This window comes from Corynebacterium sp. HMSC075D04, assembly GCF_001815635.1.
Classification (GTDB): domain Bacteria; phylum Actinomycetota; class Actinomycetes; order Mycobacteriales; family Mycobacteriaceae; genus Corynebacterium; species Corynebacterium coyleae.
This window is the reverse complement of sequence record NZ_KV821317.1, coordinates 1-26,265: the sequence shown is the minus strand read 5'-3', so window position 1 is coordinate 26,265 and position 26,265 is coordinate 1. Positions and strand designations below refer to the sequence as shown.

The 26,265-nt window shown below is 61.5% G+C and carries 32 protein-coding genes; 24 read left to right on the top strand and 8 right to left on the bottom strand.

What is annotated here, in order from left to right; all coding sequences use genetic code 11:
* Positions 1–4: 4 nt before the first annotated feature.
* From HMPREF3048_RS03510 to HMPREF3048_RS03495, 4 genes are all read left to right on the top strand, one after another.
* Positions 5–1,081, top strand: coding sequence for a hypothetical protein (locus HMPREF3048_RS03510; RefSeq protein WP_070771209.1), 1,077 nt, complete (start codon positions 5–7; stop codon positions 1,079–1,081).
* Positions 1,082–1,134: 53 nt separating this feature from the next.
* The gene (locus HMPREF3048_RS03505; protein WP_070771208.1) at positions 1,135–1,554 is read left to right on the top strand and encodes a cupin domain-containing protein; all 420 of its coding nucleotides are present in this window, start codon (positions 1,135–1,137) and stop codon (positions 1,552–1,554) included.
* A gap of 127 nt (positions 1,555–1,681) precedes the next feature.
* Positions 1,682–3,184 carry a DUF4185 domain-containing protein gene (locus HMPREF3048_RS03500; RefSeq protein ID WP_083316703.1) on the top strand — a complete coding sequence of 501 codons (1,503 nt, stop codon included), beginning with the start codon at positions 1,682–1,684 and terminating at the stop codon, positions 3,182–3,184.
* A 33-nt stretch (positions 3,185–3,217) separates the two neighbouring features.
* On the top strand, positions 3,218–4,702 hold the full coding sequence (locus tag HMPREF3048_RS03495) for a DHA2 family efflux MFS transporter permease subunit (protein WP_246818836.1): 1,485 nt from the start codon (positions 3,218–3,220) through the stop codon (positions 4,700–4,702).
* A 41-nt stretch (positions 4,703–4,743) separates the two neighbouring features.
* Here HMPREF3048_RS03495 and HMPREF3048_RS03490 read toward each other — a convergent pair whose 3' ends face one another.
* Positions 4,744–5,259 carry a pyridoxamine 5'-phosphate oxidase family protein gene (locus HMPREF3048_RS03490; RefSeq protein ID WP_070452676.1) on the bottom strand — a complete coding sequence of 172 codons (516 nt, stop codon included), beginning with the start codon at positions 5,257–5,259 and terminating at the stop codon, positions 4,744–4,746.
* 46 nt (positions 5,260–5,305) lie between these two features.
* Here HMPREF3048_RS03490 and HMPREF3048_RS03485 point away from each other — a divergent pair, with 46 nt between their 5' ends.
* Complete coding sequence (locus HMPREF3048_RS03485) at positions 5,306–6,082, top strand: spermidine synthase (RefSeq protein WP_070452673.1); 777 nt, start codon at positions 5,306–5,308, stop codon at positions 6,080–6,082.
* Positions 6,083–6,098: 16 nt separating this feature from the next.
* Here HMPREF3048_RS03485 and HMPREF3048_RS03480 read toward each other — a convergent pair whose 3' ends face one another.
* Positions 6,099–6,590, bottom strand: a complete 492-nt coding sequence (locus tag HMPREF3048_RS03480) for a 2'-5' RNA ligase (protein WP_070421633.1) — start codon at positions 6,588–6,590, stop codon at positions 6,099–6,101.
* A gap of 38 nt (positions 6,591–6,628) precedes the next feature.
* Between HMPREF3048_RS03480 and HMPREF3048_RS03475 the strand changes: the two genes are divergently transcribed.
* The 8 genes from HMPREF3048_RS03475 (at position 6,629) to HMPREF3048_RS03440 (ending at position 14,624) form a co-directional block, all read left to right on the top strand.
* On the top strand, positions 6,629–7,648 hold the full coding sequence (locus tag HMPREF3048_RS03475; protein WP_070771205.1) for a hypothetical protein: 1,020 nt from the start codon (positions 6,629–6,631) through the stop codon (positions 7,646–7,648).
* Positions 7,645–7,932: a hypothetical protein gene (locus HMPREF3048_RS03470; RefSeq protein WP_070421635.1), complete on the top strand. Its 288-nt coding sequence runs from the start codon at positions 7,645–7,647 to the stop codon at positions 7,930–7,932. The genes HMPREF3048_RS03475 and HMPREF3048_RS03470 overlap by 4 nt, the downstream gene beginning before the upstream one ends.
* A 118-nt stretch (positions 7,933–8,050) precedes the next feature.
* Complete coding sequence (locus HMPREF3048_RS03465; RefSeq protein WP_070484437.1) at positions 8,051–9,262, top strand: ABC transporter substrate-binding protein; 1,212 nt, start codon at positions 8,051–8,053, stop codon at positions 9,260–9,262.
* 26 nt (positions 9,263–9,288) lie between these two features.
* Positions 9,289–10,344: a FecCD family ABC transporter permease gene (locus HMPREF3048_RS03460; RefSeq protein ID WP_168156424.1), complete on the top strand. Its 1,056-nt coding sequence runs from the start codon at positions 9,289–9,291 to the stop codon at positions 10,342–10,344.
* 4 nt (positions 10,345–10,348) lie between these two features.
* Positions 10,349–11,101, top strand: coding sequence for an ABC transporter ATP-binding protein (locus HMPREF3048_RS03455; RefSeq protein ID WP_070452660.1), 753 nt, complete (start codon positions 10,349–10,351; stop codon positions 11,099–11,101).
* 23 nt (positions 11,102–11,124) lie between these two features.
* Positions 11,125–11,355 carry a hypothetical protein gene (locus tag HMPREF3048_RS03450; RefSeq protein ID WP_070771204.1) on the top strand — a complete coding sequence of 77 codons (231 nt, stop codon included), beginning with the start codon at positions 11,125–11,127 and terminating at the stop codon, positions 11,353–11,355.
* Between the two features lie 46 nt (positions 11,356–11,401).
* Entirely contained in the window at positions 11,402–13,597 is a 2,196-nt protein-coding gene (locus tag HMPREF3048_RS03445) for an AAA family ATPase (protein WP_246818835.1), read from the top strand.
* Entirely contained in the window at positions 13,590–14,624 is a 1,035-nt protein-coding gene (locus HMPREF3048_RS03440) for a 5-methylcytosine restriction system specificity protein McrC (RefSeq protein ID WP_070771203.1), read from the top strand. Before HMPREF3048_RS03445 ends, HMPREF3048_RS03440 begins: the two co-directional genes overlap by 8 nt.
* Here HMPREF3048_RS03440 and HMPREF3048_RS03435 read toward each other — a convergent pair.
* On the bottom strand, positions 14,621–15,394 hold the full coding sequence (locus HMPREF3048_RS03435) for a MerR family transcriptional regulator (RefSeq protein WP_070771202.1): 774 nt from the start codon (positions 15,392–15,394) through the stop codon (positions 14,621–14,623). The genes HMPREF3048_RS03440 and HMPREF3048_RS03435 overlap by 4 nt on opposite strands.
* 51 nt (positions 15,395–15,445) lie before the next feature.
* Between HMPREF3048_RS03435 and HMPREF3048_RS03430 the strand changes: the two genes are divergently transcribed.
* The 5 genes from HMPREF3048_RS03430 to HMPREF3048_RS03410 all read left to right on the top strand — a co-directional run bounded on the left by HMPREF3048_RS03430 (position 15,446) and on the right by HMPREF3048_RS03410 (position 19,259).
* Positions 15,446–15,925, top strand: coding sequence for a DUF1707 SHOCT-like domain-containing protein (locus HMPREF3048_RS03430; RefSeq protein WP_070484427.1), 480 nt, complete (start codon positions 15,446–15,448; stop codon positions 15,923–15,925).
* Positions 15,926–15,962: 37 nt separating this feature from the next.
* Complete coding sequence (locus tag HMPREF3048_RS03425; RefSeq protein ID WP_070771201.1) at positions 15,963–16,310, top strand: hypothetical protein; 348 nt, start codon at positions 15,963–15,965, stop codon at positions 16,308–16,310.
* A 9-nt stretch (positions 16,311–16,319) separates the two neighbouring features.
* Positions 16,320–17,057 (top strand): hypothetical protein, encoded by a 738-nt coding sequence (locus HMPREF3048_RS03420; protein WP_070771200.1) that lies wholly within the window; start codon positions 16,320–16,322, stop codon positions 17,055–17,057.
* Between the two features lie 82 nt (positions 17,058–17,139).
* Positions 17,140–18,690, top strand: a complete 1,551-nt coding sequence (locus HMPREF3048_RS03415) for an HNH endonuclease signature motif containing protein (RefSeq protein ID WP_070771199.1) — start codon at positions 17,140–17,142, stop codon at positions 18,688–18,690.
* Positions 18,691–18,710: 20 nt separating this feature from the next.
* Entirely contained in the window at positions 18,711–19,259 is a 549-nt protein-coding gene (locus HMPREF3048_RS03410) for a DUF488 domain-containing protein (RefSeq protein ID WP_070771221.1), read from the top strand.
* Positions 19,260–19,311: 52 nt separating this feature from the next.
* Here HMPREF3048_RS03410 and HMPREF3048_RS03405 read toward each other — a convergent pair whose 3' ends face one another.
* Both HMPREF3048_RS03405 and HMPREF3048_RS03400 read right to left on the bottom strand, forming a co-directional pair.
* The gene (locus HMPREF3048_RS03405; RefSeq protein WP_070771198.1) at positions 19,312–20,163 is read right to left on the bottom strand and encodes a trypsin-like serine protease; all 852 of its coding nucleotides are present in this window, start codon (positions 20,161–20,163) and stop codon (positions 19,312–19,314) included.
* Positions 20,144–20,983 (bottom strand): DUF418 domain-containing protein, encoded by an 840-nt coding sequence (locus HMPREF3048_RS03400; protein ID WP_070771197.1) that lies wholly within the window; start codon positions 20,981–20,983, stop codon positions 20,144–20,146. The genes HMPREF3048_RS03405 and HMPREF3048_RS03400 overlap by 20 nt, the downstream gene beginning before the upstream one ends.
* A gap of 83 nt (positions 20,984–21,066) precedes the next feature.
* Between HMPREF3048_RS03400 and HMPREF3048_RS03395 the strand changes: the two genes are divergently transcribed.
* Both HMPREF3048_RS03395 and HMPREF3048_RS03390 read left to right on the top strand, forming a co-directional pair.
* Positions 21,067–21,735, top strand: coding sequence for a response regulator transcription factor (locus HMPREF3048_RS03395; protein ID WP_210384137.1), 669 nt, complete (start codon positions 21,067–21,069; stop codon positions 21,733–21,735).
* Positions 21,732–22,763, top strand: a complete 1,032-nt coding sequence (locus HMPREF3048_RS03390) for a sensor histidine kinase (RefSeq protein ID WP_070771196.1) — start codon at positions 21,732–21,734, stop codon at positions 22,761–22,763. The genes HMPREF3048_RS03395 and HMPREF3048_RS03390 overlap by 4 nt, the downstream gene beginning before the upstream one ends.
* On the opposite strand, the gene aac(3)-XI is transcribed toward HMPREF3048_RS03390, so the two are convergent.
* A complete protein-coding gene (gene aac(3)-XI / locus HMPREF3048_RS03385) occupies positions 22,760–23,206 on the bottom strand; it encodes an aminoglycoside N-acetyltransferase AAC(3)-XI (protein WP_046095284.1) in 447 nt (148 codons plus the stop codon). The two genes, HMPREF3048_RS03390 and aac(3)-XI, sit on opposite strands and share 4 nt — an antisense overlap.
* Positions 23,207–23,344: 138 nt before the next feature.
* Between aac(3)-XI and HMPREF3048_RS03380 the strand changes: the two genes are divergently transcribed.
* From HMPREF3048_RS03380 to arfB, 4 genes are all read left to right on the top strand, one after another.
* Entirely contained in the window at positions 23,345–24,391 is a 1,047-nt protein-coding gene (locus HMPREF3048_RS03380; protein WP_070614127.1) for an FUSC family protein, read from the top strand.
* Between the two features lie 95 nt (positions 24,392–24,486).
* Positions 24,487–24,804, top strand: a complete 318-nt coding sequence (locus HMPREF3048_RS03375; RefSeq protein WP_070614128.1) for an amphi-Trp domain-containing protein — start codon at positions 24,487–24,489, stop codon at positions 24,802–24,804.
* A gap of 21 nt (positions 24,805–24,825) precedes the next feature.
* Positions 24,826–25,113 (top strand): putative glycolipid-binding domain-containing protein, encoded by a 288-nt coding sequence (locus tag HMPREF3048_RS12495; RefSeq protein WP_070614129.1) that lies wholly within the window; start codon positions 24,826–24,828, stop codon positions 25,111–25,113.
* Between the two features lie 31 nt (positions 25,114–25,144).
* The gene (gene arfB, locus HMPREF3048_RS03365) at positions 25,145–25,588 is read left to right on the top strand and encodes an alternative ribosome rescue aminoacyl-tRNA hydrolase ArfB (RefSeq protein ID WP_070614130.1); all 444 of its coding nucleotides are present in this window, start codon (positions 25,145–25,147) and stop codon (positions 25,586–25,588) included.
* A 54-nt stretch (positions 25,589–25,642) separates the two neighbouring features.
* Here arfB and HMPREF3048_RS03360 read toward each other — a convergent pair whose 3' ends face one another.
* Together HMPREF3048_RS03360 and HMPREF3048_RS03355 are read right to left on the bottom strand one after the other, a co-directional pair.
* Positions 25,643–25,903: a HigA family addiction module antitoxin gene (locus HMPREF3048_RS03360; protein WP_070568690.1), complete on the bottom strand. Its 261-nt coding sequence runs from the start codon at positions 25,901–25,903 to the stop codon at positions 25,643–25,645.
* A 34-nt stretch (positions 25,904–25,937) separates the two neighbouring features.
* Positions 25,938–26,219 carry a type II toxin-antitoxin system RelE/ParE family toxin gene (locus HMPREF3048_RS03355; protein ID WP_070568662.1) on the bottom strand — a complete coding sequence of 94 codons (282 nt, stop codon included), beginning with the start codon at positions 26,217–26,219 and terminating at the stop codon, positions 25,938–25,940.
* Positions 26,220–26,265: the final 46 nt, after the last annotated feature.

The window sequence follows — 26,265 nt, the reverse complement described above, 5'->3', positions numbered from 1 at the left end:
GCCCATGGCACAAAAGCTTTACCCACTGGCTCCATCCACATGGGGTGCGGCCGTTGAAATCCCCGTAGATCACGTCTCCCAAGCGGCGTTGTTCTCGGATTTCGCTGGTAAGCGAGGCACCTCCTATGTGCCCGTCGTGCTTGAGGCGAACCCCCTCAACGCGTCGTGGCGTTTGCGGCTACACAATGCAGCATCGCAAAACAGCATGCTGGCTGGACCAGTGCTTGGGGAGGTTTCGCCGCAGTGGCGTTCGCTTTTCGACGAGGTGGAGCGCGTCCACTCCTCAATCCTGAAACCCGTTGCCCTGGCGGCAGTGAAGTTGGAACGCGACATCGGCCAATTCGAGGTCAACTTGTTGCTGCCCGAGCCCCAGTTGGCGGTTCCGCGCAACAACGCACCTGAGACTGCCTCTGTCCTGCGTGCCGGCGACATGTTGGTCATCGACACCACCGAAGGGGAATTTAACGCGGCAGATCTAGCACACCGCTCCCCTGGCCAATGGTTCGTCGGATTGCAAGCGCTCGGCGACACCGCCGTCGCGACCCTGGATGGCAAGGTGCTCGGCTCGCTTGCGGAGCCCGAGGTCGTCGAATGGGTTCGCTCCTACGAGCACGGCAACCTTTGGGCACGCGCGATCCTGCTCGACGGCATGGCGGCGCTGGATGCCGCAAGCCCGGACGAAGGCACCGACACCGTCCCGCCGCTATCGGCGGCGCCGGTGCGCCAGATCACGCCGTGGCAAGTGATCGACTTTCCGGACGGCAGCTGGGCCATCACCGTGGAGCGCGACGCAGCGATCGACCCCCAAGACACGGTGCACCCGAAGCACACCGCACGCTATGTCTCGCTCGAGGGCAAAGGCCGCCCAGACGAGCTCGACGCACCGACGGAGATGTTCGCGCGTCTCGACGAGACCGAAACACCCGACAAGCCCACAGCGCCCGCAGCGCCCGCGAAGCGCCCGGACGCAACACGAGTTGCGCAGAACGACCGCCCAGAGGGCTACCTCACCGAGGTGGAGAAGGTCCAGCTCAGGAGGCGGAACCGGAAGCGTCGTCGTGGTGGAAGGCATCGTCGATAAGCAAAAGCTCCTATGGTGGGAACCGTAACGAACCCGAAGTTTAAGGAGCGATCATGGCTGACCATGGACCGAATCCGTACGTCGTTGACATTGAAAAGGCGACGCTTGATAACGAGGCGTTCCGCGACACCCTGTGGACCGGCAAGTTCCTGCAGCTGACCGTCATGACCATCCCGCCGGGCGGCGAGATCAGCGCTGAGATCCACGACGGTCATGACCAGTTCCTGCGCCTCGAAGAAGGCGAGCTGCGCGCAATGATCGGCGCATCCGAGGACGACCTCGAAGTCGACGAAGTGATCAAGGATGATTGGGCAGCATTCGTCCCGGGCGGCAAGTGGCACAACTTTGTCAACGAGTCCGACAAGCCGGCAAAGCTGTACTCCATTTACGCACCGCCGGAGCACAAGCCGGGTACCCGCCACGAGACCAAGGCGGACGCGGATAACGACCCGGATGAACACGACGCTGTCTAATCCAAACACAGGCAACGTACAGTAATAACGTCACGGCCCCGAGCACCTGCCGGGGCCGTTTTCGTTTGCTACATTCTAAGGGCTTATTCACACGCAATTCGACATCTTTGTTTAAGAAGGCCCTCCCATGCGTTTCCCCTCTCGTCGCAACGCTTTGCTGTGTGCAACCACCGCAGGCAGCTTGCTTCTCGCCGGTTCCGTATGCGCCCCCGCGCACGCCCAGTCCAGCCTGAGCTCTTCTAGCTCGTCTGGTTCGTCCGGCTCGTCGCGCCCCTCATCGCCGTCGAACGAGTCCTACACCTTCCCGAAACCACCTGAGAAGCGCGCGTCCGACCCTGTGACCATGCCCGACGGCACAATCGTGCAGGTGATGGACGATGTGCTGGGCAAGTATTCGAAGCACGTCGGGTTTAAGGACGGCGACCTGGGTGCGATGGCGCCGCTGAACAACAGCAAGGAGTTTGCCATGATCTTCGGCGACTCCTTCCGCGAATCCATCAAGGGCCCCAAGAACGAATGGTTGAGCCCGGTTGGTGTTGTGGCGAAGATGAACGACGACGGTTTTATTGAAATCGTCCGCCCCCTGAACAACGGACGCCGAGTGGAAAGCCTGGTGTCGTACCACCACACTGACAATCTGACGCTTATCCCGTCGGATGTGATCAACCTCGACGGCACCTTGTACATGCAGGGCATGTGGAACAAGGGCATCGGTAACGTGCTCTACACGGAGATCTGGAAGTCCACTGACAACGGCCAGACCTGGAAGTCGATTTCCAAAACCCCAACGAATTACATTCCGGGAGGCCTCGGCGACCTGATCACCTGGGAGAAGGGCCCGGACGGCTACGTGTACGTGATGTCGAGTGCCTTCACCCGCAAGGAAAGGGTTTTCCTTTCGCGTTTTAAGCCGCAGGACATTGCGGATCGCAGCAAGTGGGAGCTCTACGACTACTCCGAACCCGACGCCGACAAGAAGTGGAGCAACGTCGCTGCCCCAATTCTGTCGGACGGTGTCAAGGCCGGCGAGATGAACCTGCGCTACATCAACGGTCACTGGGTGCTCGTGATGTTCAACGAGGAGAAGCTGGCCATCGAGGTACGAATTTCCGACACGCTTGAGCAAAACTGGGACAACGTGCCCGTGGCGACTATTGCCAAGCACGGCTCCTGGCTCAGGCCGCAAAATCCCAAGAACTGGTCGCAGCCTTACGGCGGCTACATCGTGCCTGGGTCCACGATTGACAACATGGACATCGTCGTTTCCCAGTGGAACACCGGCACGAACGACCGCTACATGTCCACCCAGTTCAACGTGAAGGGCCTGGACACCTTCTTCGGCATCAACATGGACGAGGCTATCGAGGACGACAAGGTCCTGGAGGTCGAAGAGCACGCCGCCACCGACACCCCGGACATGCAATCCGAGGAAAACCTGGTCCAGAGCAAGCCAGAGACGCTCCTGTCCTCCGAGGACAACGACGCTCTGCGCACCACAGGCATCGTGTTGGGCGTCGTCGCCGCACTTGGCGCGGCTGGCATGCTGGTGTTCCCGTATGTGAAGGATCAGATCCCGCAGCAGGTCGTCGATATGCTTCCGCCTCAGATTCGACAGATGCTCGGCCTCTAGCCACCCCTGGGAAAGCCCAGTATCATCTCGGCAGTGACTGTCCCTGTAAAGCGCTCGCCGTGGCCTGCTCTCTGGAGCATGATGCTCGGGTTTTTCATGATTTTGGTGGATTCCACCATCGTCTCCGTAGCCATCCCGGCGATCTCTGACGGGTTGGAGGCGTCATATAACGAGGTGTTGTGGGTCAACAGTGCTTACCTGCTCGCCTACGCGGTGCCGCTGCTGATCACGGGGCGTCTCGGGGACCGCTTCGGGCCGCGCACGATCTATCTGATCGGCCTGACAATCTTTACTGTTTCTTCGCTGGCGTGTGGCTTGGCGGGAAGTTCGGCTGCGCTCATCGCCGCCCGGGCCTTCCAAGGTTTGGGTGGCGCGCTGGTAACGCCGCAGACGATGTCGGTGATGATCCGCACGTTTGCACCGAAGGAACGCGGCGGCGCCATGGGTGTGTGGGGTGCGACTGCCGGCCTTGCCACGGTGACCGGACCTCTGCTGGGCGGTGTGCTTGTCGACGCCGCCGGGTGGCCCTGGATCTTCTACGTCAACGTCCCAATCGGCATCATCGGCCTCATCCTGGCCTGGATATTTGTGCCGAAGCTGGAGCAGAATAACCGCCACTTCGACTGGCCCGGGGTGGTGCTCAGTGCGCTTGGCATGTTCTGCCTGGTCTTCGGCGTGCAGGAGGCCCAGCAGTTCGGTTGGGACTGGCGCGTGTGGACCCTGCTCGTCGTTGGCGTTGTTGCGATGGTGTTCTTCTTCCGCTGGCAGTCACGCCAATCCACGAACGCATTGGTGCCGCTTGCACTTTTCGACGACCGAAACTTCTCCCTCGCAGCCTTCACCATCTCCACCGTCGGCTTCGCGGTATCCACTTATGTAATTCCGTGGATGATCTACATCCAAACCGTCGGCGAGCTCTCCCCTACCCACGCCGCGCTGCTGATCTTGCCATCCGGCTTGGTCTCCGGCGTGTTGTCGCCGTACATCGGCAGACTCACTAACACGCACGACCCGAAGCCGTTCGCCATAGCGGGAATGACGCTGGCGGCGCTGAGCATCGGAGCAACCGCACTGATCACAACACCTGGGGTTGACCCGAACTGGATGTATGCCATTTCGGTGATCTACGGCGTGGCCAACTCGATGATGTGGGGGCCACTTTCCATGATTGCCACCCGCAACCTGGACCCAAAGTTGGCGGGTGCCGGTTCGAGTGTGTACAACACCACCCGCCAGATTGGTGCAGTGATCGGATCGGCAGCAATTGCCGCGATGATGTCCGCGCAGCTCGATTCGCGGTTGGGTACACACGCGGGTGCGAACGGCGGCGCCGCGGAGACACCGCCAGCATCGCCAACTGCATCGCCAACGCAGGTTTCCGGCCCCCTTCCGGAGTTTTTGCACGAGCCGTTTGCGGCTGCGATGGCAACGTCGATTTGGTTGCCGTGCCTCGTTATCGCCACCGGCGCTCTGACTGCCTGCTTCTTTGCAAAAACCAAGTCCTGGGGCAGCGCCTAGAGAGGTAGGACCGTAGCGGAACAGCGCCTAGGTTGGTGCGCTTAAGGGCGCGGCATGATGCGAACGCGGTCCCAGTCACCGTGGTCATTGAGCACGTAGGCCACGCGATCCGAGTTCGAGCGGTCGTCCCAAAGGTTGAAAAATTCGAAGTGGTTCGGCTCCACCCGCCAGAGGTTGAAGCGGTCACCATCGACAACGCGCGACGCAGCGCCGCGGATGCGCACTGCCCGGCGCATGGGCTGCCACCAGAAATTCAGCGCAGCGGCCCAGCTCTTCTCAAGCTGGTCCACCTTGGCCGTTCCTGTCGCGGTTCCGAAGTGGAAGCCGTCGGAGTTGAGGTACAGAAGGTCGACGACTCGCGCATCGGGCTGACCGTTGTCGTCCACCGTGGCCACGGTGACCGCAGTAGGGTCGCCGACTTCGTTCTCAACGGCTTCTTTAAACCACGTGGCAAACAGTTCGTTCGGGTCCGCAGGAATATTGTCGGGATCAAACTTTCCCAGCGAGATATGTTGCTTGGGTAGCTCACCGATATAATCCTGCGACAAGTAGATCATGCAGCGATCGTAACAACTGGTCCGACCCTGTGCTGGTATTTCCCTTATGAACTCCCCACGGCGTAAACCTCGTGCGCCAAAGCGACGCATCACGGGCACCTACCCCATTGCTTCAGGCCACGCGGCCATCATCGCGGATCCGGACCGCGACGGCGGCTACACGTTAGAGGTGAATAACGTCCCGTCGTCGTATGTGGTGCCCGGCGCGCCCGAGGTGTTGGAGTACGACTACATGCGGTGGATCGCGGGGTTTATCCAGGGGTTTGTGGAGGACCGGCCCCTCGCGCCGTTTGCTGCGGTGCATCTGGGTGCTGCGGGGTGTGCGTTGCCGAGTTATGTGCAGCATCGGTGGCCGAGCAGCAACGTTGCGGTGGAGCTGGATGGTCAGTTGGCGCGGTTGGTGCGCGATGCGTTTGATCCGCCGGTGGCGATCAAGGTGGCGGAGGCGCGCGCGTTTACGCATGCGTTGCTGGAAGGTTCGGTGGATGTGATTGTGCGCGATGTGTTCGCTGGCCCGGACACGCCCCGCCCACTAACCACGGTGGAGTTTTATCGGGCAGTACATCGAGCGTTGTGTCCAGGTGGGTTGTTTGTGGCGAACATTGGAGATGCCGCTGGTCTTGCACGCACGCGTGCGGAATTAGCGGGTTTGAGCGAGGTGTTTCGCCACACCATGGTCGCGGCAAGTGCGCCGGTGCTCGCCGGCGGCGCGTACGGCAACGTGGTGGTCGCGGCGTCTGATCAGCCGTTGCGGTGTTGTGCTGACGTGCCGTCGAAGTTGGGGCAATTGCTTATCGACGACACCCCGCCCCACCACGACTAACCCACCGCAAGGGACTTCAGAGCCGTAACTCAGTGCCCAGCGACGGCTGGTAGAGCGCGGCGTATTCCGCGGTGAGTTCTTTGAAGTGCGGGGATGTGACCTCGGCTAACGCTGCGATGTAGTCCGGCACCATGGCCTTGGGAATACGCAGTCCCATGGTCAGGTGCGGGATCCAGCGGGCGCCGCGTCCGTCCGGGTTGGCGGCGCTGACGCGCTGGGCTGCCGTGTCGAGGGATTCGGGGGCTTCAAGCAGCCAAGCCACGGTTTGTTTGGATTTGGTGCCGAAGACGACGACCCCGGTTCGTCGTAAAGCAGCCGGCAATTCTGGCGGCAGGATGACTGCCGCCTCCCCGATAGCGTTGCGGTGCATGGTCGGGGCGAAGGTAACCGAGATGTGCGGCCGTTGGTGCTGCTGCGGGAAGCCCCGCTCCGCGAGCTCCGCGTAGATCTGCCGAACTGCGCGTTCTTCCTCCTCCGGGATGCGCAACAAAATATTCTCGGGTGACACGCCAGTAGCGTACCTATTTACATGAGTATTGTGGCTGCATGAATCCTTTCGAGCGCGCGCTGGCCGCCGCACCCGATTACGTTCCGTCGTATTTATCCAAGGTTTCACCGGGGGACTTTTCGCTTATCGACGACACCTGGCAGATCCACGCCCGCACCTACACCGGCAGCGACGCGGTGTACGGCTTGCGCCTCGGCGAGGACGACACCGTGGAGACCGTGACCATCAACAGTGTGGTCACGCCCGATATCCCCGAGTTGCCGCAGCGACCGGTGACGCTTCTGGACTGGTACGACGCCATCGTCTACCTCGACGGCTGCGGGCGCGAAGCCGACCGCCAAGACCCGCGCTGGCACGGCGACAATCTGGAATCCGAACTCGAGCGCGCCGAGCACAACGTGGTCGAGGTGTCCTACACCCCGGTGCGCCTGGAAGCGTTCGCCGACCCGAAGGCCTGCGAGGACTACCTCAACCGTGTCCTTTCCTCCAGCCCAGTGCGAGTCGAGGTACGCGAGCTGTCCTGGCCGGGCAATGCGACACAAACCGGGCTTGGGGATGCCAGCCTCATCGCCGACACCGGCCACCCCGACGCATACTCCCCAGGCCCCTACACCACCTCGATCGAGCCAAACCAGTGGTACGAGATCCTCCAGGACATGGGCTACGCCTCCTACGTCTACGCCCAGTACATGGACGCCGCCGCAAGCACCCAGCCAACCCAGTGCGGTGCGGCGACCGCGTACCGGATCTCTGACCTGCCGGAATACGTCGCCTTCGAACCGTCGGCTGAGTACAACTGGTGGGCACTGTGCTTTCCCGACCTGAACTTCATGCTCAAGGTCTCCCCTGACGCCACGCTGCTGTACATCACGGTGGATAACAACGGCGGAAGTGTGGTCGTCGAAAATAAGCACCAAGTGCCGTACGCCAAACGCCACGAACTCCAGGAACGATTCCAGCGCAGGTGGGGCCACCTTGCCGACGACTCCATCCCGCACACCGACGCCGAAATCGACGCCGCAATCGCGACCGCACTCGAAGCCATTGGGGGTAAATGATGAGCACACGCTTTACCACCGACACCGTCGATTCGCTGCCACCGATGGACACCGACGACGGCTGGTCCCACAAGGGCTGCAACTGGACCAACGCACCGTGTGGCGACACCGCACAGTACTTCGTGTCCTATCCCTGCCCCGAACATGGCTCAGCGCACGCGGGTGAAACGCTGCTGTTCTGCCCACGCCACTATGCACTCAGCCTGCTGTACGTGGCCGAGGTCGCTATGCCCGACGGCGACCTGGACTTCGCCGACCTCGTGTTGGAGCACGGGGCGCTCTAGGCGATTCCCCAGCGTCCCCCTAACTCACCCCCAGACACTTGACGCCAAGCCAGGCGTGCCTTACCTTACCTCCGAGGCTTGTAAGGTAAGCCTAATCAATATTTAGAAAGGTACTGGGTTGAAGCTCATCCAGCGCGCAGGGGTAGCCATTGTCTCCGCTGCAACAGTTCTCGGCCTCGTCGCATGCTCCGGCGAGACCCAACCACAAGACACCACCGCAACGTCGGCGACATCCGCCACGGCGTCCTCGACACGCAAGGCGGACGGTAGCGTCCACGTCACAGACGCTGCGGGACGCACTCTCGAATTCGACGAGCACCCCGACCGCATCGTCCTCGCCGAAGGACGCGCAGTCTTTGCTACCTCTGCTCTGCAAGATGACCCATTCGACAACATCGTCGCCTACGGCCAAGACCTGTTTAAAGCCGCACCCGCATTCCGCGAGAAGCTTTTCCAGCAGTTCCCGGAAGCCATCGACATGCCCATGATCGGCTCGATTCAAAAGGGTGACGTCACGGTGGAAAACCTGCTCGCTCAGGATCCGGACGTAGTCATCATGACGCTCGACCAGAAAAAGGCCACCGAAGAAAGCGGCTTCCTGGCGGACATGGACGCCGCCGGCATCACGTACGCCTTCATCGACTTCCGCCAAAAGCCACTGGAAAATACTACCGTTTCCATGTCCCTGCTCGGCGCCCTGCTGGACAAAGAAGATCGGGCAGCGAAGTTCAACGACTTCTACGACACTAAGGTCCGCACTGTGACAGACCGCGTCGCAACCATCAAGGACCGCCCCGACACCTTGGTGTGGACTGCAGCCGGGTTCACCGACTGCTGCAGCGTCGCAGGCGATGTCCACCTGGGCACCCTGGTCACCGCTGCAGGCGGGCATAACCTCGGACCTGATGTCATCAGCGTTGACTCTCCAAAGCTCACCGCAGAGAAGCTGGTAGAGATCAATCCGGAGAAGCTCATCGTCACTGGTGGTGAGTGGGCCCGCGATCCGAACAAGACCGAGCAGTTCCAGCATGTCGAACTCGGCTACCAGGCCGACGCCAACACAGCACTTAAAACCTGCTCTGGTCCGTTGGAGATCCCCGGCATCGAGCTGCTCGACGCCCCGAAGAACGGCAACTACTACGCCATCTACCACCAGTTCTACGACAACCCGTTCAACGTGTTCGCCCTCGAAGCGATTGCGAAGTGGCTGCACCCCGAGGAGTTCAAGGACCTCGATCCGGCAAAAGAGTTCGAAGAGTTCCACGACGAATGGCTGCCGTACGACTACAGCGGCACCTTCTTCGTCAACGCGTCGGATGCTAACTCCTAATGGCTACAGCGGTAACACCTCCAGTCATGTATGACGAGACAGAGGCAATGGAGGCGATTGCGACGTACCGGCAACGGGGTCGTCGCAAAGCAATCGCGATTGCGGGGCTCACCCTCGCCGCGGTTGTGAGCTTCCTCATCGCAGTCATCGTCGGTCCGTTGGACATTTCGCTCGGCCAGGTTTGGAATGCGGTTTTCCGCCCTGAACTTGTCGACGAGCAAACGCGCACCGTCATCCGCACCCTACGCCTTCCGGCTGCGATCATGGCAGTCCTCGTCGGCGTAGCACTGTCGCTCGCAGGCGCGCAGATGCAGACAATCCTGGACAACCCGCTAGCGGAACCGTTCACCCTCGGTATCTCCGCAGCGGCAGCCTTCGGCGCGGCAATGTCCATCGTCATCGGTTGGGTGGTGTTGCCGAACGCTCAACTCAACTTGGCGTTCACCGCAGCATTGTCGGCACTTGTCGCAGTCGCCATCGTTGCTGCGGCCGCAGTGTGGAAAGGTGCGAACGCCGAGTCGATGATCCTGCTCGGCATCGCCCTATCGTTCCTCTTCCAGGCGCTACTTTCGCTGTTGCAATACGGCGCGAACACCGAAGCGCTCCAACAGATTGTGTTCTGGACAATGGGCTCGCTGCAACGCGCGAACTGGACCACCACGTCCATTCTTGCCGTGGTTATTGCAGTCGCCATCCCGTTTTGCGTTGCCAATTCATGGCGGCTTACAGCGCTTCGGCTTGGCGACGACCGAGCCGCCGCCCTCGGTATCAATGTCGCCCGGCTCCGCATCACCACCCTGCTCGTCGCTTCAGTGCTCGCAGCAGCCTCGGTGGCGTTCACCGGCATCATCGGTTTTATCGGTCTCGTCGGCCCGCACGTGGCCAGGATGCTGGTCGGCGAAGACCAGAAGTTCTTCCTACCCGCCTCAGCTGCAGCTGGGGCAATGCTGCTCAGCGTCGCTTACGCCGTATCCCTTTCCATTATCCCGGGCGTGGCGATCCCGATCGGCATCATCACGGCGCTCGTCGGCGTGCCATTCTTCATCTTCCTCATTTTCACCCGCAACCGGCGGAAAGGCTGAAACCATGGCAGTCCAAGTAGACGACCTGACAGTGAAATACGGGCGCAGCACCATCCTCGACTCCATGTCGTTCGGCCCGCTAACTGAAGGCAACGTAATCGGCCTGCTCGGCCCAAACGCCGCCGGAAAATCAACGCTGATCAAGACCCTGGCAGGCATTAAAACGCCAACGTCCGGCACCTGCACAATCACTCTCGACGGTGCGACTGTCTCCGACGCTAACCGCCCTCACGTCGTCGGTTATGTACCACAGGATCTGCTCACTGGAGCCTCGCTCACCGCGTTCGAGTCCATCGTGATCGCAGCCCGGCGCGGCGGTGGCTCCACCGAAAATCCCGTCGAAGCCACAGCACGCATCATGAGCCGGCTCGGAATCACAGCGCTTGCAGACCGCATGATGTCCGCCATGTCAGGCGGCCAGCGACAACTCGTCGGCATCGCACAGATGTTGGTACGCGAGCCTCGCATCTTGCTTCTCGACGAGCCCACCTCCGCCCTCGACCTCCGCCACCAAGTCGACGTCCTCCAGCTGGTCCGTGAGGTCATCGCAGGCACCGACAAGCTGGCAATCGTCGCCATCCATGACCTCAACCTCGCTGCCCGCTACTGCGACGAGCTACTCGTTATGAAAGGCGGCAAGACGATCACCCACGACTCCCCCAACGATGCGTTCACACCCGAACTGTTGGAGCAGGTCTACGGCATCCGCGCCAAAGTTCTCCACGACGGCAACGTTCCTGTCATTTGCCCAGTGTAGGTGCCAGCACAGATCCAGGGCAGGTGCTGAATACCCCGCTTGACGCGCCGACGACAGCAGCAACCGTCGACTACATCTACCTCGACGTTCACAATCCGAGAGACCCGCTAGATGTCGATGAAGTTGAGGCGCTCGTCGACAAGCATGTCCACATGCGCTTCATCGAGGGCAACCTGCCTTTCTCGACTAACCCGGTCTCCCCCGAAAAAGCTCCGTCAGCGAGGGAAATCATGAGGGTTGAAGAGGCGGGTTAGAACGGGCTTCCCCGTCCGTGTCGGGTGAGTTTGGCACACTGTCACCATGACTGATCCAGTACTGCGCTCACGTCCAGGTAATGACATGGCCATGGCCCGCCAGGTCGCTCCAATCCTTGAGCAGATGCTTGGCGCCGGCTACTCCACCATCGAGCCTGGAACCAAAATTTGGACAGCGGCGGTCGCAGGCGAACTCCGACAGTGCATTGAAAACAACCTATTGGAAGGCGCATGGAGTCAGTGGTCAAAGCTCGAGATCCAACTCGAGCACGCATCCCGCGAGGCAGTATTGCTGGCGGCAGAAATGGTTTTCCTGCGCGAACAGCCAGTGCACAAAGCGAAGCCATCAACCCGGCGCGAGCACCTCGAAATCGTCCTTGGTGTGCGAGATGACCTTCCCGATATTCCCGCGCAGATGGCCGAGTGGATCGCGGAGCCGAATGCTGCAGGCTTCAAACCTGGTCAGGGATACTACGGTTCGTTGTGGCGCCACCTAATCTGGATGTCTCGTTTTGTAGAGCATTGGCGATCGCTTGGCGACGACACCCGAAATCGTGCGATGGCCGACCCGTGGATGCTTCAACAGACCATGCTTGATTCAGGTGAGGATCGTGCGGACATCCGCAACGCCCTGCAGTTCCTTATCCGCCCGGATGCGTTCGAGCCTATTTCCTCACTCGGTATGAAGACCGCCATCCGGGACGGGTTTTCTGATCGCATCGAGCGTCGCGAGGGTGAAAGCCCACAAGCCATAGATCGAGACCTTTTTGATATTCGTGCTGCGCTTGCTGAAGAGACGTCCGAACCGTTCCACTTCTGGTCTCCTGGGATCGCTGAGCAATGGAACACTTCTTCTACAAAGCAACTAGCCGATGACGACCAGTTGGAGCCTCGCGGAACCCATTACTGGCTCTTCGCACCTGGTCAAGGTGCAGAGGATTGGGCGAACCAGCGCGATGAAGGAATCATGGCGCTAGGGTGGGACGAGCTTGGGGACTTTGCGCAATACTCGTCGAAGCCCGCTATCCGGAAAGCGCTTGACACTGAACATTCCAACAAGTCGTTTCGCAACGACACTCTGGCTATCTGGCAGTTCCAGTATGAGATTCAGCCTGGTGACATCGTGTTTGCAAAACGTGGCCGCAGCGAGATCATCGGACGTGGCGAAGTGGTCTCTGCGCCACGCTGGGATGCTAAACGCGAGCACTACTGCAATGTCCGAAGCGTGAAGTGGACACATCATGGCTCGTGGAAACTCCCCCAAGACAAGGCTGTAGTGAAGACCCTGACTGATGTCACTCGCTTCACCGAATTCATCGAGCAAACCGAAGCGATCTTCGACCAGGTCCCGGAGACTGAGTCCGCCACGGGTAACGCCGACGTATACCGCAGGGAGCACTTCCTACGCGATGTCTACATGTCTGCCAACCGTTACGACCGACTACGTTCCTTGCTTGAGCGCAAGAAGAACGTGATTCTTGCCGGACCTCCCGGCGTGGGCAAAACGTATGCTGCAAAACGTCTGGCGTTCTCCATGATGGGCGAGAAAGACTCATCCCGCATTCAAGCAGTGCAGTTTCACCAGAGTTACTCCTACGAGGACTTTGTCATGGGGTACCGCCCCACAAGCGAGGGTGGGTTCTCTCTGGCAGAGGGACCGTTTTATTCCTTCTGTGAGAAGGCCCGCGATGATCAGGAAAACAGCTACTTCTTCATCATCGACGAAATCAACCGCGGCAACATATCCAAGATTTTCGGCGAACTGCTCATGCTGATCGAGGCCGACAAGCGTGGTGGTCAGGGGCTGCGCATGCTGTACAACAACGAGGTCTTCACTGTTCCCGAGAACGTGCACATCATCGGCATGATGAATACCGCCGATCGAAGCCTTGCCGTTATGGACTACGCGCTACGTCGTCGCTTCGGCTTCTTCCACATGGGTCCCGGTTTCGCCACCGAACAGTTCCAGCGCTTCGTCGAAGCACAGGAAGCCACCGGTTTGACTGCGCTCGTCGATACGCTTACTGCGTTGAATCGGGAGATTGCGGGGGATCCCGGGCTCGGTCGAGGTTTTGAAATCGGTCACAGCTACCTCTCTACAAAGGAAGCCGGCCAAGACGATCTGTGGCTGACGTCCGTGGTGGAAGACGAGCTGGTTCCGCTACTGGAGGAATACTGGTTCGACCAACCAGACAAGGCAGCGCACTGGGAAACCAGGCTCCGCGGAGCTATCAATGACTAAAACGAAGGTGCTGCTGGCGAACGTCTACATCATGATGGCGTACGCCTTCAGATCGCTCGAGCGTATCCACGACACCACACAGTCCACCACCGAAGTCGACCACCTCCACGACCTGCTTGCAGAAATCGTGCTCGTTGAAGCGACGAGGCAGATCAAACGAGGCCTCGACCATGGGTACCGCCAAGAAACTGCGGAACTGCAAACGGTTCGTGGACGTATTGACCTGCAAGCATCGATCCGGCAGCGCTCCTTTGTGCGGAGTTCCTTGGCATGTCGCTTCGACGAGTTCGTCGCGGACACTCCCGTGAACCAAGCGGTGCGCGCGACGGTGCTGCTTTTGGCGCGACACGGGAAGGTTGCCCAGCATCGTCGAGAAGCATTGGCTCGCCTGCTCCCCGTCTTCGCGGAAGTTACCCCAGTTCACCCGCGATCAATCGTATGGAAAAACCTTCGGCTGAACCGGGTCAACGCCTCCTACCGGTGGCTCCTCGCAGCCTGCGAGCTCACGGTCAAAGGCTTGCTTCCCATCGAAGGATCCGGCAAAGCGCTGCTGCCATGGATGAACGACGAAACCATGAGTACCTTGTTCGAACGATTCGTCAAAGAATATTTCCGCGTCCACCACCCACAGTTTGGCGCGAAGGCAGCGCAGATCCCCTGGGCGGTCGAAGAGGGACACGGACGGCACCAATTGCCTGCGATGCGCACAGACATCACACTGAGTGACGGTAGCTCGATGCTGATCATCGACACGAAATACTACGGATCATCCATGCAGGTCAGCCACTACGGACGCGAGACGATCCACTCCGGCAACCTGTACCAAATCCATACCTACGTAAATAACGCCGCGGCACTCGGCCGCGACGTTTCAGGGTTACTGCTCTATGCCCGCACCGACGGACCTGTGCAACCGGACCTCGACGCTGTCATCGGCGGACACCGAATCGGTGCGACCACGCTCGACCTGACAAAGCCGTGGTCGCTACTACGTGAAGAGCTCGACGCGTTACTCAAACGCTTCTAATCCCACTGGGGGTTGTCCACGTCCACGCCTGCGTTCTTCGCGTGCGCGGTGACCAGTTCGAGCAGGTAATCCTGGGCGCCGTTGTAGGCAGCGTGGAAGCGGTCGTCGCCAACGTACATACGGGCCAGGATGAGCTGGCGCGCCGGGGTGACGTCGTACCACTGGCCGATGCTCGCGCGGTGGCGTTCCACTAACGCCTCGGCTTCCGTCGAACCCGGCGCGACGCCGGCATCGCGGGCCGCAACCAGGTCCTTAGCCAGCGCGTCCTGCTCTTCCTGGAGGCGTTTGAAGTCGCCTTCGCCCATCTGCGCCAGCTTCTCCTGGGACTGCGCCCATTCCGGTGTATCGCCCCAGCGTTGCTGCGCTTCTTCCTGGTAGGCGGGCATGTTCTCGCCGAGGTACTTCTTCATTGCGTCCATGTTGATCGCTCCTTGTGTTGATTCGTTGATGAGTTTTTCGACAGAGGCGAGTTGTTCCTCGAGGGCATCTCGTCGAGAAGCAAGTGCTTGCTTGTGATGCTTGAGGGCGCTTGCGAGGGTGTGCGGGGAGGCGTCGAGAAGCGATGCGATCTCCGCGAGTGGCACACCAACGCCGCGGTAGAGCGCGATAGCTGCGCCGCGTTCAAGATCCGCCTCGGTGTAAATACGGTGGTCCGCCCACGTGCGCTCCGGCTCGATAAGCCCGAGGGTTTCCCAGTGACGCAACGCTTTCGTCGATACGCCAAGAGCTTGTGCTGCTTGCCCGATCGTGTACTCGTTATCCTCTGTCATGATTGTGATTGAACAGGTTGCCGCTGGGGCAAGCGCAAATTGGAGGCGAACATGGACGATGTGCGTGTAGGCGATTCGGAGCGCTCAGCAGCCCTGGACAGGTTGGGCACACTGTTCGCCGACGGCTACCTCGACGTGAGCGAGTTCGAAGAACGCACAGGGCAGGCTGCAGTAGCGCGCACACGTGGCGAGTTAACCACGCTTTTCGACGACCTCCCGGCCGAACCCGCAACACCAGCACAACCGTCCCCTTCGGAGATGGAGCTGGAACGCAAACTCTCCGCGAAGAAGAAGATGGATGCGGCCATGACGGCAACGGGCGTCCTCGGTTTCATCACGTTTTTCGTCGACCTCGATTACGCCTGGGTGGTGTGGCCCGTGATGGGCGCACTGATGATCGCCTGGTACGCGATATTCGATATCTCCGAAGAGGAAGACGAGGTCCTCGAGGAGCTTCTAGAAAAGGACAAGAAAGAGCGTGCTGAACGGCTCAAGCTGGCCTACGAGCGTCGCAAAGAACTTGGGAAATAGCCGGATATTTCCTGTGCACGGCGGTTAGAGTTGGCGCATGATGTTGCGTCGCGCGCTCGCGCTTGTTACTGCCAGTTCCGTTGCGTTCGTCTCCGCCTGCGCGGGTGGGGATTCCAGGGAAACCGTCGTGGTCACCTCTGTGAAGTGGGTCAACCCCGATGGCTCGGAGGTTGAAGGGGAAGATGATCCGGATGGTGAGAAGGGGTCGTCGACAAGCGATTGGCGCGAGCTGTACGAGAAAGTCCTCGACGCGCCAGGCGAGCAGGATTTCGAGGTTCCGCTGGCCACGGATGGCGAATTAGATTTCACACTGAACGGTAATTACAACTACGCGCTCGTTGAAGCCAACGGTGGCGGCAACCCGGAACTGCTGCTCAGCCAGTGAGGCGACAACATGTACTCGGACCGTTATGCCAGTGTCTTGGTGTTCACGACGGACGGTGGGGCGCTGGAAGCTGCTGACCAATCACTTGTATACGGCGCCGCTGGAGCCGGTGGTTTCCGGGCTGGTCTCTTTGCCTCCCAGCTTGGGCGTGGCCTGTACCAGACCACGCACTCTTCGGGCATGGGCGAGGGCCAAAGTACCTGGGTAGATCTGGAGGGCGCCTCGTTGGTTGCATCGCAGGAATCCTCTGATTTCTACGCTATGAATCCGTCTCCGCTACACCTGGTCATTGACTGGATGACACTCGAAGACCGAGCACCGCTTGAAACTGGCGAACTCACCGTTCACCTGGAGGAAAGCACTGTCGAGCGCGTCGGCGGCGAGGACGTTGTTATCGAGGGCACTGTGGTGATGAAAACTGGTGCCGAGCTGCAACCCGAAGGCATGCCAAACGGCGAGGACCCCTCGAGCGAATACTTCCTGCTTGAGCTGGATTCGCCTCAGGAATTCACGGATTACCAGCACGCCGGATCCGTGTACACAAAGTCCACGGATTCCGTGAGCCTGGGGCGTCGGGAGATCGGCGCCCGTGGCCACCAGTACCTCCAAAACCTGGAGTGGGAGAAGGTCGTTGGACAACGCGTGCGGCTGACGGTTGCGCCTCAGTACATGCACTTCCAGACCGACGCCGGAATGCCGATGGGCGCGCTTCGCGTTGGGCGCTACGAGAAGGTGGAGATTCTTTAAACGTTCGAATCTATGTTCGAACATGGCGGGGTGATGTCTTGAGGGGTTGATAGGTTTATGGCAACTCACGAAAGGAGGGGCCATGACCAGCGAAATCACCCAATGCGTCAACGATATTTCCGCTGCGCTTCGCACATTGAGCACGCTTTTCGACGACCCCTCCACCCTCGTGTTTGACGACATCCGCCGCGACATGGAACGCCTGGAAGAACAATTTAAGAAGAAGGCAACCATCGACGCCGCGTTCGCTTTTATTGCCGAACGCGACGACGCCGGCCGCATCGTCGGCGCCAACTACCCCAACGCGTACCTCCAGCAATACCTCGACCTGTCGAAGGGCGAAGCCTACAACCGCCTCGAGCGCGGCCGCTTGCTGTTTGGCCCACCGCCGGAGCCTGCTGCTCCCCCGGTTGAGGAAGACCAGGATGACGACCTTTTTGGTGCCGCGGACGAGGACCGTCAGGAGCAGCAGGAGCAGCAAGAGCAGCAGCGGGAACAGGACCGTCAGAAGCAGCAGCAAGACGACGCCCGCAAGAACTCCTCCCAAGTCAGCGCCGAAAAGCAAGACATCATCCGGCGCGAACTGGACAAACTTCTCAAGGCCGCCGCCGGCGAGCGCACCCGCATCTACGCCGACGCCATGGCCGAAGCGCTCCTGCGCAGCCCGGAAGACCTCCGCCAGTTCGTCCGCCGCGCCGTGGCCGAAGCGAACCGGAAGCACGCTCCCCACTCGAACCCGAATGCGGGGTATGAAAACCGAGGTTTGTCGTTTGGTCGTCGTAAAGCAGATGGCACCGTGGACATCCTCATCAACGCCACCGCCGGCGCCGCCGCGTTGATCAAGGCGCACGCGGACAAAGGTCTCGCGCCGAACTCCAACCTGCCCGCCGACCAACACAACGAGGTCGATTCCCGCACCCCACGACAGCGGCGCTTCGACCAGTTCTTCGCTATCTTCCAGCAGTACGAACAGGACTGCCAGAAGAAGAACGGCGGGGCGGCTTCGGTAGTGATCTCGATGACGCTCGACGACCTTGCCGACGGCGACGCCTCCATGCTCTACGACACCAACACCGGCATCGAAGTCGACTGCTTCGACCTCATCCGCCTTGGCATGGACGGAACCACCGACTTCCTCCTCCAAGTCGACGGCGTCACCTCAGTGCCGCTGTGGATGGGCCGGACCGCACGACTCGCCTCGGTCGAACAGCGCATCGCAATGTTCGCCATCCAAGGCGTGTGCTCCTGGCTGGGCTGCACCACCCCAATGACGGAGTGCGAAGCCCACCACATCCTTGCCTGGATCAAGGGCGGCAACACGGACATCGAAAACCTCACCGGACTGTGCCGCGAACATCACAGGTGCAACAACGACAACAGAGACGGCTCCTTGAACAAGGGGTACATGGATTACGACCCCCAAACAGGCAAAGCCGGGTACCGAAAACACCCCTTTGACCCGCTGAAATACAACCAATCAGTACCCGCGAAACACTCCGCAGTCAGCAGAATTTACGCAGCCAAAGGAAGATGCGACTGCGCCCGGACCGGGACACTCGACCCTGCCCTTTACCCGCCGGGTTACCCACCGGGCCACCCACCTGGTAGCCCACCGATGCCCAAAGGTGCCTAACGGTGCCTACCCTCGAAGGCATGCGTATTTTCACCGTCGGCCATTCCAACCTCGAGTTTGACCAGTTCACTGACATGCTCGAGGCTTCCGGCGTGCGCTCCATCGTGGACGTGCGCAAACTCCCCGGCTCCAAGAAGTACCCCTGGTTCAACGACGACCACCTCGCCGAAAACCTACCCGAGCACGGCATCGCCTACTCCCGAAACGAAGGCCTAACCGGGCGGCGCAACGTCTCCAAGACCATCCCCTTTGAGGTCAACGGAAACTGGCGCAACCGCAGCTTCCACAATTACGCGGACCACGCGCTTGGCGACGAGTTCGCGCAAGCCCTCGCAGAACTCAGAGACCAGGCCATCGAAACCCCAACGGCGATCATGTGCTCGGAAGCAGTGTGGTGGCGCTGCCATCGCCGCATCATCGCCGACCACCTCCTCGCCCACGGCGACGACGTGCAGCACATCATGGGCATGACCCAGCATGGCCCCACCCTGACCCCCGCAAAGCTCAACGACGGCGCCACCGTCGGCGACGACAAAAAGGTGCGCTACCCGGCACAAGAAACCGAGTAGCGCACCTCGAGTTTTAACCCTGTGCTCTAGCGAGAGTGGCTAGCGAGTGCGATTAGTTAGAACGACGGCGCAGCAGCACCAGGAAGCCAGCAACCACGAGGGCCAAAACGCCCAGGCCGATCGCGACGTTGCGCCAGGAAGCCGATGGCTCGGCCTCTGCTTCCGGAGAAGCGTCCGCGGAGGAATCCGCACCCTCACCACCGACGACGCCTCGGATCCACTCGGCCTGCTCGGCGACCGGCGCCACCGCGACGGCGGCGTTGGAGGTCATTTCCTCCTCGGTCGGGTTCTCGGGATCCTCGAACAGGCCGGCTGACATGACGCCGGCAACCTTGCCGTCGGCGAAGATGGCGCCGCCGGAGTCGCCCGGCTGGATGCGGGCGCCGTTCTTGAGGGCGACCTCGAGGGCGGTTGGGGCGTCGAAAAGGGCGAGCGGGGAATCGCCACGCACCTCGGCCTCGGCGGAGGGCAGCTTGGTGGAGCCGCCCGAGCCGTCGGAGGACCAGCCGTAGATGTTGACTGCGCCGGCGGGGACCTCGTCGGCAACCTCTGCAAACGTGTCTAGCTGCATTTCCTCTTCGGTGTGGAGCAGGGCGATGTCGCCGCGCGGGGCGATCTCGTGGCGGTCGACCTTGTAGACGCGCTGGTCGTCGCCCTGGCCGGTGCGCACCGAGCCGCCCGGCTTGGCGGCAGCCTCGACGCAGTGGCGGGCGGTGATTACCCAGTGGGGGTCGATGGCGGTGCCGGTGCAGACGCCGTCGTCGGGGTCGGAGTCGTCGACACGCACGGAGACCACGGGCTTGGCCTCGTCGGCATCACCGGCGAAGGTGGTGCTTTCCATCGCCCATGCGGGTTGGGCGACGAGGGCGCCTGCGACGGCGAGGCTAGCTGCGTACTTTTTCACGATTGTTCTCCTTCACTACCGCGGTGATGCGGCGAATTACAGTTTCAAGCGGCCCGCGCGGAAATACCGCGAGCCATACGTAGGCGATCACGATGGCGCCGCCCACGGTCACCCAGACGTTGAGCCATTCGGCGGTGAGCACGTGGATGCAGTACAGGGTCAGCGGCATCCGCCCCAGCGGCGCGAGCCATCCGAGCCACCGTTGCGCCAGGCAGCACAGGGAGCAGATGCTTATCGACGCCCCCACGCTGCCCACAACGTCTATGAGCCCGCCGGTGTGTCCGGTGGCGTCGAGAAGCGGTGGCAACGGTGTGGTCCAGCGCAGCGCCACATCCAGGGCGAACAGCGCCCCGCCGACCACGAGGCCGGGCCACAACGGCATGTAGCGTTTGAACAGGATGCCGGCGATCATGAGCGTGGCCCACATCATGGGCGGGTACGGCCAGGACGACGGCGCGAGCACCGCCGAGCCAAAAGTGAGGGCGCACGCGAGCCACAGCAACAGTGGTGTGTCCCAGCGTGGCGCCCAGGCGAGCAGCGCCATGCAGACCCCGATGGTGCCGAGCACCACCACGATCGACCCCGAAAATGGGGCGAGCGCGAAGTGCAGGGCGATCAGAAGGATGCCGCGCACGATGAACTCGGCGGGCTGGGCGCGCATGTACCCCATTGAGACACCGGCGATGAAGGCGAACAGTGCGGCCGGGAAGCCGAACAGCACCTGTGCGGTGATGCCGTCTTGGACGGTGAGGTGCGCGACCATCATGGCGACGAGTGCCACCGCGCGGGCGGCGTCGATTCCTACGTTTCGGGTCTGCATGGCTGCGAAAGTTACGCAGCCAGATGTTGCGGTGACGTTAACGTGGGCGCAACACCCCCGCCGATACGATCGGGGCCATGACAATTCGGGTACTTGTGGTCGACGACGAAGCCTATCTCGCCGACGCCATCGCCACCGCACTCAACAACGCGAACATGCAGGCTAGTGCCGTTTACGACGGCCTCGAAGCACGTTCGCGTATCGACGACACCCGCCCCGACGTTGTCGTCCTCGACCGGGACCTGCCGGGGTTGCATGGTGATGAGGTGTGCAGGTGGGTCGTCGATACGCATCCTGCGACCCGGGTGATCATGCTGACTGCATCCGGATCCCTGGACGACAGGCTGGAAGGCTTCGGGCTCGGCGCCGACGATTATCTGCCCAAACCGTTCGAGGTGCCGGAGTTGATCGCGCGGGTTAATGCGTTGGCGAAGCGCAACGCCCCGGCGCGCGGCGAGGTGTACCGCTGCGGTGATGTGCGCCTGGACACCTTCAGGCGCGAAGTTACCCGTGGTGGCGAGACGGTGCCGCTAAGCCCGAAAGAGTTCGCTGTGCTCGAGGTACTCATGGAGGCCGACGGCGGGGTGATCTCTGCCGAGGACCTGCTCGCGGAGGCGTGGGACGAAAACGCGGACCCGTTCACTAACTCCCCGCGCGTGACGGTGTCGCACCTGCGCAAGAAGCTAGGCGAGCCGCGCATCGTGCACACCGTGGCCGGCGCCGGCTACTACGTGGCGGAGGAGGAACGATGAGGCTGAGTTTGCGAGCCCGCATCACGGTGATGTTCGTGGCCACGGTGCTTGGGATGGGGTTGGCGCTGATCGGGCTGGTGTATGCCTACCTGAAGCTCACTCCGGTGCCGGTGACGGCTACGTTCCCCACGGTGGAGGACGGTGTGATCATCGACGGCGCGGTGCCGATCACCAGCGAGATCCTGCGCCGCGTCCTGCTTGCCTCCCTGTCGGTGCTTGCCCTGTTGACCCTGCTTGCGGGCGTGATCGGCTGGTTCGTGGCGGGCTTGGTGATCAAGCCCCTTCGCGACATTGCCGACGACGCCGCCACCGTCACCCGCGGCGACCTCTCAGCCCGCATCACCCACCATGGTCCTGATGACGAAGTCGGCGAACTCGCCGACGCCCTCAACGTCATGCTCGACGAGCTGGCTGGCGCGGTGGAGCGCCAGCGCCGGTTCGCCTCAAATGCGTCCCACGAGTTGAAGACCCCGATCGCGACGATCCAGACCATGGCGGACGTCGCACTCACCGGCGACGACGCCAACCTACGTCCCACCCTCACCCGCGTGCGCGAGGTCAACGCCCGCAGCGCCGACACCGTGGCCGCCCTGTTGCAACTGGCCAACGTGGACGTGCGCGACCGGCAACGCCTCGAACTGGCAGAACTGTGCCGCGAGGTGTGCGCCGACCGCGATGTTCCCGCTGACACCGTGCCCGTGACCGTGGACGCCTCCCCCACCCTGACCCGCCAGGCCGTGGACAATTTGCTGCGCAACGCGCTTACACACGGCCATGACCCTGCGCTCACCCTGCGCAAGGTGGACGGCTTCGCCGAGGTCACCGTGGAATCCGGCGGCGAGGCCTACTCCGCGGCCGAGGTTGCAACCTGGACCGAACCATTCGCGCGCGCCGAACGCACCGCAGGTGCCGGCCACGGGCTCGGGCTGGCACTCGTCGATGCGATCGCGAACGCCCATGGCGGATCCCTGGTGCTTGCGCCGCGGGCCGGTGGTGGGCTCGTCGCAAAGCTATCGCTTCCGGCCTAAAGCTCCCGGATGTAGAGCAGCATGCGGGAGCCTTGCTCGATGTTGGTCAGGCCGTGGCGCTCGTAAAAGCGGCGCGCATCGGTGTCTACCTCGTCGACGTTGATTTGTAATTCGCCGGCGCTGTGCTTGCGGATCTCCTCGAAGACCCGCTGCAGCAGCGCCGTGCCGACCCCGCGATTGCGGTGGGCAGGTGCGACGTAGAGCTCGTCGAGCATCGCCACCGGCCCGTCGTAATACGGGCTCGGGCGCAGGGTGACGTAGGCGAAACCAATATCGCCGGCGAGGAGAACGAAGGCGTCGTCGTGTGCGATGATCTGCGCAAACCGCTCCTCAAGGCCTTCGGGAACCGGGGTATCAAACTCTGTGTTGAAATCGCGCAATAGCTTTGCGACGACCCCCGCGTCCGCTACCTCCGCGACCCTGATCTCGTTGGTTGTAGTCATATGCGCACACCTTAACGGCCCTCTTCTGAAACATTTTGAAGTGACCATTAGAGTATTTCGAGTGCCCTAGCAGGGCAGCATGAGAAAAGTTCGATATTGAGGAGGCCCCGGTTGCGTCATTTCAGCCCACTATTCACGATGGGACCTGCACGACGCGACCACATCCCCGCCTTCCGCACCGCGCTCGGCGTGGCCATCCCCATGTTTACCCTGCTGGCGCTCGGGCGGCTCGACCTTGCCATCTACGCGAACTTCGGCGCTTTTACCGGCGTGTACGGCCGCCATGCCACCCGCGAGGTTCGTCTGAAGCACCACATGCTTGCCGGCACCGCACTGACCTTGATGGTCACCCTCGGCGCCACCATCGCGTGGTTTGATGTCAGCCCCTGGGTCCTGCTGATTGTCACCTCTATTGCGTCGTCTGTGTGGGCGACGATCGCGCTGGCCACCGACATGAAACCGACCGGCTCCGTGTTCGTGATCTTCGCTGTCGCCGCCGTCGGTTCATTGAGCAACCCGGTCCATCCGCTGCTCGCCTGCGCCATCGCAGGCGGCGCGGCCCTGGTGTGCCTTGTTTTAGGTTTGTTCTCTCACCTCATCGGCGAAGGGCCGGGTGGCGACGCGAAGGAAAGCGAAATCCCCACCCGATCCCCCGACGCAGGCCGGGTGCCGCGCCGCCGCCTTGCGGTCGAGGCCAACCGGTTCTTCTTCGCCCCGCTGCTCGCTGGAACCTTAGGCCTGATTTCGGTGACGCTTTTCGACCCCCTCTCCCACTCCTACTGGGCCATGGTCGCCGCGGCCGCTCCCCTAGTGAACTCCCGGTTTAAGGTGCAGTACTTCCGTGCCATCGAGCGCGTCCTTGGCACCCTGACCGGTATCGCTGTGACCGGCTTCCTGCTGTCGCATCACCCGCAGGGCTGGCAGATTGTGGTGTGGATCGTCATCCTGCAGTACCTGACCGAGATGTACGTGACCCGCAACTACACCATCGCCGCCAGCTTCATCACCCCGACCGCGCTTTTGATGGTGCAAGTTGTCGACGCCGCCCCAGTCGTCCCAATGCTGCTCGCCCGCACCGCAGAAACCATGCTCGGCGCCGTGGCCGCCCTGACGATCATCGCGGTGGGATACGTGCGCAAGTACCCCACCGTGGTGCTGCCACGGCGTGGCGACGACCCCTACTAACCGCATTTCCCCAGTTCGCGCATTTTTTATTCGCTATACTGGTGGCGGTTGCCCGTAAAGTTCGATCGGGCTGGGTGAGAAAGGATGGGGTCACAATGACACAAAAGGCGAATACTTCCCGCAAGAGCCGGAAGCTACTCAAGAGCAAGACCGACTTCAGCCGCGACCAGTTGGCCGACCTGTTTGAATCCCTCGCCACCCGCATCCGGGCCGGCGACATCACACTTGGTACCGGAGAATCCGCCCTAGCGATGGAACTGCCAGGTACGTTCCGCACCACGATGGAGGTCACCGACGCACAAAAGCGTCGCGGCATCGAGCGCGAACTCGAGCTGGAAATGAAGTGGTACGTCGATGACAACGGCGCCCCCGTCGATACGGAAGCGCCGGCGTCTGGGTTCACGATCTCCTAGCGTCGCGTATCGCCGAACCCAATGTCTTCTGGCACATCGACCGGTGCCGGGAATGTGCTCGTCGTCGGCGTGCTGGCAGGGCTCGGTGTTGACGTGGACGGCGAGAAGGTCCTCGGGTTGGCGTGGGGCGCAATCAGGGCTTGGATTGATATACCGTCCCTCCAGGTGATCGCATCAGACCAGTACTACAGCTCCGTCGATGCTGAAACTGTCCGATACGAAAGCGGAACACGGGGAGTCGACGTCGAGTTGGAGGTCGACGGTGACGGAGTGGTCGTACACTACCCTGATCTCGCACGGCGGGTCTGATCCGGAAACAACTCTGACTACGCTGGGCGGCATGCAGGACTTGATCATCGCGCCCGGCCCAGGGATCCCCGGTGGCCTTGTCGTCGCCGCGGCGGACCTGTCGGAGCGGTTCGCGAAGGCATCGGGCCCGGGCGGCCAGGGCGTCAACACCACCGACAGTAAGGTGCAGCTCTCCATCGACATCGCGGAATGCGCATCGCTTTCCGACGCCCAGCGTCGCTGCGCCCTGCGCAACCTCGAACACCGCCTGGACGGCACGGTGCTCACCGTGAGCGCATCGACGCAGCGCTCGCAGATCCGCAACCGTGCCGAGGCACGCGAACGCATGGCCGCCCTCTTGCGCGAGGCTCTCGCCCCACCGCCTCCCCCGCGGCGGAAAACGAAGCCGACGCGCGGCTCGGTGCGGCGCCGTCTCGAAGCGAAAAAGCGGCGCTCGGAACTCAAGTCCACGCGACGGCGACCCCAAATTCCCTAGTTCGAACCATCCGCGTGCATATCCTCACGCTGACGGACCTGGTTCGGGTAACCGCTACGTCGAGACAGCGTGAATCGGCTGAATCCTCTCGATCTCGGCGAGGATTTTGTCTTCTGCCACATCCAGGTCGTACTGGGTCTGTAACCCGAGCCAGAACTGGGGGCTCATTCCGAAGAACTTCGCTAGACGAAGGGCCGTGTCAGCGGTTACAGCGCGCTTACCGTGAACAATTTCGTTGATCCGGCGGGGCGGAACGCCGATGGAGACGGCGAGCTTGTGCTGGGTGATCCCCATTTCCTTGAGAAAGTCCTCCATGAGGATCTCACCGGGGTGAACCGGAGGGAGCTTGTCAGTGGTCGTCAACGATCTCAACCTCCTCTGGCCTCGCGGCGGACCACCGAAAACAGATCCGCCACTGGTCATTGATTCGAATGCTGAACTGACCCCGCCGATCACCTTTCAACGCCTCAAGCCGGTTCTCCGGGGGATTCCGTAACTCATCAAGAGTCTGCGCGTGCCCAAGCTGGCGAAGCTTGCGCAGCGCTACTGAGTGAATGCGGGAATCGATCGAGCGAACCCGCTCTCGATTCCACAAACGCTCGGTGTCCTTGTCAGCGAACGACTGGATCATGCTTCACCTTATCCCATTACGTTGTTAGCAGTTCCACCCCAGGGCA

Excerpts from the sequence above, each read along its gene's own strand:
- HMPREF3048_RS03510 (WP_070771209.1), top strand. The coding sequence starts at position 5 with ATGGCACAAAAGCTTTACCCACTGGCTCCATCCACATGGGGTGCGGCC.
- HMPREF3048_RS03505 (WP_070771208.1), top strand. The coding sequence starts at position 1,135 with ATGGCTGACCATGGACCGAATCCGTACGTCGTTGACATTGAAAAGGCG.
- HMPREF3048_RS03500 (WP_083316703.1), top strand. The coding sequence starts at position 1,682 with ATGCGTTTCCCCTCTCGTCGCAACGCTTTGCTGTGTGCAACCACCGCA.
- HMPREF3048_RS03490 (WP_070452676.1), bottom strand. The coding sequence starts at position 5,259 with ATGATCTACTTGTCGCAGGATTATATCGGTGAGCTACCCAAGCAACAT.
- HMPREF3048_RS03485 (WP_070452673.1), top strand. The coding sequence starts at position 5,306 with ATGAACTCCCCACGGCGTAAACCTCGTGCGCCAAAGCGACGCATCACG.
- HMPREF3048_RS03475 (WP_070771205.1), top strand. The coding sequence starts at position 6,629 with ATGAATCCTTTCGAGCGCGCGCTGGCCGCCGCACCCGATTACGTTCCG.
- HMPREF3048_RS03470 (WP_070421635.1), top strand. The coding sequence starts at position 7,645 with ATGATGAGCACACGCTTTACCACCGACACCGTCGATTCGCTGCCACCG.
- HMPREF3048_RS03460 (WP_168156424.1), top strand. The coding sequence starts at position 9,289 with ATGTATGACGAGACAGAGGCAATGGAGGCGATTGCGACGTACCGGCAA.
- HMPREF3048_RS03455 (WP_070452660.1), top strand. The coding sequence starts at position 10,349 with ATGGCAGTCCAAGTAGACGACCTGACAGTGAAATACGGGCGCAGCACC.
- HMPREF3048_RS03445 (WP_246818835.1), top strand. The coding sequence starts at position 11,402 with ATGACTGATCCAGTACTGCGCTCACGTCCAGGTAATGACATGGCCATG.
- HMPREF3048_RS03440 (WP_070771203.1), top strand. The coding sequence starts at position 13,590 with ATGACTAAAACGAAGGTGCTGCTGGCGAACGTCTACATCATGATGGCG.
- HMPREF3048_RS03435 (WP_070771202.1), bottom strand. The coding sequence starts at position 15,394 with ATGACAGAGGATAACGAGTACACGATCGGGCAAGCAGCACAAGCTCTT.
- HMPREF3048_RS03430 (WP_070484427.1), top strand. The coding sequence starts at position 15,446 with ATGGACGATGTGCGTGTAGGCGATTCGGAGCGCTCAGCAGCCCTGGAC.
- HMPREF3048_RS03425 (WP_070771201.1), top strand. The coding sequence starts at position 15,963 with ATGATGTTGCGTCGCGCGCTCGCGCTTGTTACTGCCAGTTCCGTTGCG.
- HMPREF3048_RS03420 (WP_070771200.1), top strand. The coding sequence starts at position 16,320 with ATGTACTCGGACCGTTATGCCAGTGTCTTGGTGTTCACGACGGACGGT.
- HMPREF3048_RS03415 (WP_070771199.1), top strand. The coding sequence starts at position 17,140 with ATGACCAGCGAAATCACCCAATGCGTCAACGATATTTCCGCTGCGCTT.
- HMPREF3048_RS03410 (WP_070771221.1), top strand. The coding sequence starts at position 18,711 with ATGCGTATTTTCACCGTCGGCCATTCCAACCTCGAGTTTGACCAGTTC.
- HMPREF3048_RS03400 (WP_070771197.1), bottom strand. The coding sequence starts at position 20,983 with ATGCAGACCCGAAACGTAGGAATCGACGCCGCCCGCGCGGTGGCACTC.
- HMPREF3048_RS03390 (WP_070771196.1), top strand. The coding sequence starts at position 21,732 with ATGAGGCTGAGTTTGCGAGCCCGCATCACGGTGATGTTCGTGGCCACG.
- HMPREF3048_RS03380 (WP_070614127.1), top strand. The coding sequence starts at position 23,345 with ATGGGACCTGCACGACGCGACCACATCCCCGCCTTCCGCACCGCGCTC.
- HMPREF3048_RS03375 (WP_070614128.1), top strand. The coding sequence starts at position 24,487 with ATGACACAAAAGGCGAATACTTCCCGCAAGAGCCGGAAGCTACTCAAG.
- HMPREF3048_RS12495 (WP_070614129.1), top strand. The coding sequence starts at position 24,826 with ATGTCTTCTGGCACATCGACCGGTGCCGGGAATGTGCTCGTCGTCGGC.
- arfB (WP_070614130.1), top strand. The coding sequence starts at position 25,145 with ATGCAGGACTTGATCATCGCGCCCGGCCCAGGGATCCCCGGTGGCCTT.
- HMPREF3048_RS03360 (WP_070568690.1), bottom strand. The coding sequence starts at position 25,903 with ATGGAGGACTTTCTCAAGGAAATGGGGATCACCCAGCACAAGCTCGCC.
- HMPREF3048_RS03355 (WP_070568662.1), bottom strand. The coding sequence starts at position 26,219 with ATGATCCAGTCGTTCGCTGACAAGGACACCGAGCGTTTGTGGAATCGA.